This window comes from Romboutsia sp. 13368, from assembly GCF_018336475.1.
Classification (GTDB): Bacteria; Bacillota; Clostridia; order Peptostreptococcales; family Peptostreptococcaceae; genus Romboutsia.
Window position 1 is genome coordinate 889,901 of the sequence record NZ_CP048741.1, and the last position, 5,121, is coordinate 895,021.

A 5,121-nucleotide genomic window follows, 5' to 3' on the forward strand; every position below is an offset into this window, starting at 1 on the left:
TGCATTTGCTATTTGNTYTAKCTGCATCTGTAATATTGAAATTTTCCGTTTTGTAAGATGAATTACTAGAATTATTTTCAGTATTTGTATTTTCTGCATTTGCAGTAGTATTATTTGTTCTAGTATCTGCACGTGAATTAGTTGCACCATTTTTACAAGCTGATAAACCTAAAGATAATGATAATATTGTTACTAATATTGGTAATTTTACCTTCATAATTAAAATTCCTTTCGTGATTTATAAATTCTTTATAAAAGTATTATTAACCAATATTTAACTTTTCATGTACTAATTTCTATAATTTAGAAAATGATAATGTATTTAAAACATGAAGCATAACACCAATTTCTAAACAATCTTCATCTATATCAAAGTCTGCAGTATGYAAAGGAGATAAAATATTTTTATCTTCATTTCTACATCCTAAATGATAAAAAGCCCCCTTTGAATGTTCTAAGTAAAATGAAAAATCTTCTGCACCTAAAGAAGGATATTTTCTAAATACTATATTTTTCTCACCTAATAAATTAATTGTATTTTCTTTTACAATATCTACAACAAAGTTGTCATTAACAAGTGGTGCATAACCTTCTTCTATATCAACTATACCTTTAGCACCAAACCCTTTACAAGTAAAGTTAACTATTTCTCTTATTCTTTCTTTAGCATATTTTCTAGTTTCTGGATTTAAAGTTCTTAAAGTTCCGCTTATTGTAACCTTAGGGCATATAATATTTTCTTTTATTCCGCCATTTATCATTCCAAGAGATAATACTACAGAGTCAGTTGGGTCTATATTTCTACTAACTATACTTTGTAGAGCACATATAACATGCCCTGCTACTACGATAGCATCAACTCCTTGATGAGGAGCGGCAGCATGACCTTGCTTACCTTCTATAGTTATACTAACTGTATCAGTTGAAGCATTAAGAGAATCATATTTAAGCTCAACCATACCTGTATTTATATGTGGCATAACATGAAGTCCTATAGTRTAGTCAACTTTAGGATTTTCCATACAKCCATCTTTTATTAAAAGCTCTGCACCACCAACTGTTTCTTCTGCTGGCTGGAATAAAAATTTTACATTTACATCTAGTTTATCTTTCATATCGTATAATATTTTGCAACTTCCAATAAGTATTGCAGTATGAGCATCATGACCACAAGCGTGCATCTTTCCATTATGTATAGATTTATAACTTTTGTCACTAGTTTCTGTAATAGGTAAGGCATCTATATCAGCTCTTATTGCAACTGTGTTTTTAGCATTTTTATTAATATAGGCCATAATTCCTGTGTGGTTAGGATATGTTATATAATCTATTCCTATTTCATCTAAGTACTTTATAATTTTTTCTTTAGTTACAAATTCTTCAAGTCCAAGTTCTGGAGTTTTGTGTAAATCACGTCTAATATCTATAAGCCATGACTTTAAATTTTTTATATTATCTACAATATTTTTCATATAATCACCTCTATTTCAATACTAATTTAATTATAGCAATATTATATTTCATAAAATAGTAAAAAATGTATGTAGCATTTTTTGCAATAATCAAGGCAACATTTTCAAAAAAAATAACTTAAAATGTTTATATAATAAAAATATAAGTAAAAAAATAGTAGGAATTAGAGACATATTCAATTAGGGGGTACATTATGAAACTATTAAGACCTACGTATGTTGAAATAGACTTAGATATTATAAAGCACAATATAAATGAAATAAAAAAAATTATAGATAAAAATACAAAGCTAGGCTTAGTGTTAAAATCAAATGCATATGGTCATGGTGCTGTTGAGATAGCTAAGGTTTTAGAAGATGAAGATATTGATTATATATGTGTTGCTGGACTTAATGAGGCTATGGAACTTAGAAATAATAATATAAGTTTACCTATATTAGTTATGGGATATACACCAGATGATTGTTTAGATATAGCTATTGAAAATAATATAACACTAACAGTATTATCCAATGAACAAGCTAAGCTTTTATCAAATATAGCTACTAAATTAAGTAAAAAGGCTAATATGCATCTAAAAGTAGATACAGGATTTAATAGACTTGGATTTAAAATAGATGAAAAACTACCATGTATGATAGAAGAAATATATAATTTAGAAAACATAAATATAGAGGGGATATTTTCACATCTTGCATTAAAAGATAGAGAAAGTGATTACGAACAGTTTAACAAATTTAATAATTTATTAGAAAAGATAAAACATCTTGACATACCTATAAAACACATATGTGACAGTATAGGCATGACTGCTTATAGAGACTTTCATATGGATATGGTAAGAGTTGGAGCAAGTTTATATGGATATAACAGTAGAGAGTCAGTAATGGATTTAAAACCTGCAATGACATTTAAATCTAAGTTTGCTCAAATTAAAAATATAAAAAAGGGTGAAGGTATAAGTTATGATTATTCATATATAGCAGATAAGGATATGAAGATAGGTACAGTTTTATGTGGATACTCAGATGGTATACCAAGAATACTGTCAAACAAAGGTTATGTATATGTTAATGGTAAAAAAGCAAACATACTAGGCAAAATTTGTATGGATCAATGTATAGTTGATTTAACAGATATAGAAGATGCTAGTATGGATAGTGAAGTTATTTTTTATGGAAATGGAGGACCTAATTTAATTGATATAGCAAATTTAGCACATACCAATAAAAATGAATTATTGAGTATAGTATCAAGAAGGGTAGCCAGAGTATATATAAAAGATAAAAAAATATATAAAGTATTAGATTATTTAAGCTAATAGTATTTATAAAAAAGGGGGAATTTTAAATGATTAATACTATATGGATGGTATTACTAGTTGGAGGAATAATTATAGGAGTATTCACTGGTAATACACAAGCAGTTACAGATGCATTAATGAGTAATGCAGAAACAGGAGTAGAATTAGCTATGGGCCTAATTGGTATGATGGCTTTATGGTTAGGAATAATGAAAATAGCTGAAGAAGCAGGTTTAGTTAAATTAATAGGAAATGCACTAAAGCCTGTAATGAAGTTTTTATTCCCAGATGTTCCAAAAGACCATCCAGCTATGGGTTCTATGGTTATGAATATAGCGGCAAATATATTAGGACTTGGTAATGCAGCAACACCTTTAGGAATAAAAGCAATGAAAGAACTTCAAGAATTAAATGAAGAAAAAGACACAGCATCAAATGCTATGTGTATGTTCTTAGCAATAAATACTTCATCAGTAACATTAGTTGCATCAAGTGTAATAGCGTATAGACTAGCAGCAGGTTCAAATAATCCTGCAGAAATAATTGGTCCAACATTAGTTGCTACAACAGCATCTACAATAGCTGCAGTAATAGCAGTAAAAACATTTGAAAAGATTTCAAAAAAGAAAGAATCGAAAGTAGTAGCTAATAATACATTAGCAGTTAGTAAGGAGGACTAATTATGTTTGAGAATATAGTAAATGCAATATCACTTTATGCAATACCTTTTATAATAGTATCAATAGTATTATTTGGAAAATTTAAAAAAGTTAATGTATATGAAACTTTTACAGATGGGGCAAGAGAAGGTTTTAACACAGCAGTATCAATAATACCATTTTTAGTAGGAATGTTAGTTGCAATAGGTGTTTTTAGAGCATCTGGGGCACTTGATTTAATAACAAATGCATTATCGCCAATAACTAATAAAATAGGAATGCCAGGAGAAGTATTACCAATGGCACTTATAAGACCTTTATCAGGTGGTGGAGCATCAGGGGTTATGAATGAATTATTTGCAACATATGGGCCAGATTCGTTAATAGGAAGAATGGCATCTGTAATGAATGGTTCAACAGAAACTACTTTATACGTACTAGCAGTTTATTTTGGTGCAGTAGGTATAAAGAAAAGTCGTCATGCACTTCCAGCAGGACTTATAGCAGATGTGGTAGGTTTAATAACTGCTGTTATTGTAACAAATATGATGTTTTAATTAAAGGGGAGATAATATGATATATCCAAAAGGAATAAAAAAAGGAGATACTATAGGAATAGTAGCACCATCTGGACCATTTAGAGCTACAACTTTAGAAGAAATAGAAAATGCATTAAATAACCTAGGATATAATGTAAAGTTTGGAGAAAGTTGTTATGGTTCTTATAAAGGATATTTATCAAGTGAAGATTCTATAAGAGCAAAAGATATTGAAGATATGTTTTTAGATAAAAATATAGATGGAATATTTTGTTTAAGAGGTGGATATGGAACACCTAGAATATTAGACTTAATAGACTATGATATTATAAAAAATAATCCTAAATTCTTTGTTGGATTCTCAGATATAACAGGGCTTCATCTAGCTTTTAATAAATATACAGATTTAGTAACTTTTCATGGAATAATGGCAGGAACATCACATAAATGGGATGAATTTACATATAATTCATTAATCAATGCTTTAAATAATAATGTTACTAAAATAGAAAATCCTAATGATGAACCTATTTATACAGTAGTTGAAGGGTTATGTGAAGGTGAATTAATAGGTGGTAATCTAGCATTAATATCATCARGTCTAGGAAGTAAGTATGAAATAGATACAAAGGGAAAAATATTATTTATTGAAGATGTAGGAGAGTCTATATATAGACTAGATAGAATGTTAACTCAACTAGCATTAGCTGGTAAGTTTGATGACTGTGTTGGAATTGTATTTGGAGATTTCTGCGATTGTAACAAAGATAATGATGATGATTTTGAAATTTTAGAACTTATAGAAGATAGAGTAGCTAAATATAATAAACCATGTATATTCAATTTAAAATCAGGTCACTGTACTCCGATGATAACACTTCCTTTTGGATGTAAATATAAGTTAAACGCTACAGAAAAAACTTTAGAACTAATAAAATAAATAGAAAATGAAGCTATAAAAGCTTCATTTTTTAATTTATAAATATAGATAAGTTTATTTAAATGAGAGTGAACTGTTGAGGTTGACTTTAATTTTACATGTTCGCAAATTTCTCGAACGCTAGGTGCGTATCCTTTTTGTGATATTTCTGATTTTAAAAACTCTAGTATAAGTATTTGTTTTTCTGATAAGTTAAGCATGTTATCC

At 28.6% G+C, this 5,121-nt stretch carries 5 protein-coding genes and 1 pseudogene; 4 read left to right on the forward strand and 2 right to left on the reverse strand.

The genetic code is table 11. The annotated features are described in order from the left end of the window. Nucleotides 1–296: 296 nt before the first annotated feature. Complete coding sequence (locus tag G3997_RS03580; protein ID WP_296648210.1) at nt 297–1,472, reverse strand: M20 metallopeptidase family protein; 1,176 nt, start codon at nt 1,470–1,472, stop codon at nt 297–299. Nucleotides 1,473–1,666: 194 nt separating this feature from the next. Here G3997_RS03580 and alr point away from each other — a divergent pair, with 194 nt between their 5' ends. The 4 genes from alr to G3997_RS03600 are packed head-to-tail and all read left to right on the forward strand — an operon-like array spanning nt 1,667 to nt 4,914. Beyond that, nucleotides 1,667–2,794 carry an alanine racemase gene (alr, locus tag G3997_RS03585; RefSeq protein ID WP_296648215.1) on the forward strand — a complete coding sequence of 376 codons (1,128 nt, stop codon included), beginning with the start codon at nt 1,667–1,669 and terminating at the stop codon, nt 2,792–2,794. Between the two features lie 29 nt (nt 2,795–2,823). Further along, on the forward strand, nt 2,824–3,456 hold the full coding sequence (locus G3997_RS03590; RefSeq protein ID WP_296648218.1) for a nucleoside recognition domain-containing protein: 633 nt from the start codon (nt 2,824–2,826) through the stop codon (nt 3,454–3,456). Between the two features lie 2 nt (nt 3,457–3,458). Beyond that, complete coding sequence (locus G3997_RS03595) at nt 3,459–3,992, forward strand: spore maturation protein (protein ID WP_296648221.1); 534 nt, start codon at nt 3,459–3,461, stop codon at nt 3,990–3,992. 16 nt (nt 3,993–4,008) lie between these two features. Beyond that, nucleotides 4,009–4,914 carry a S66 peptidase family protein gene (locus G3997_RS03600; protein ID WP_296648227.1) on the forward strand — a complete coding sequence of 302 codons (906 nt, stop codon included), beginning with the start codon at nt 4,009–4,011 and terminating at the stop codon, nt 4,912–4,914. A gap of 50 nt (nt 4,915–4,964) precedes the next feature. On the opposite strand, the pseudogene G3997_RS11540 reads toward G3997_RS03600, so the two are convergent. Further along, nucleotides 4,965–5,114 (reverse strand): annotated as a pseudogene (locus G3997_RS11540) (LexA family protein); the annotation flags it as partial. Nucleotides 5,115–5,121 lie beyond the last annotated feature (7 nt).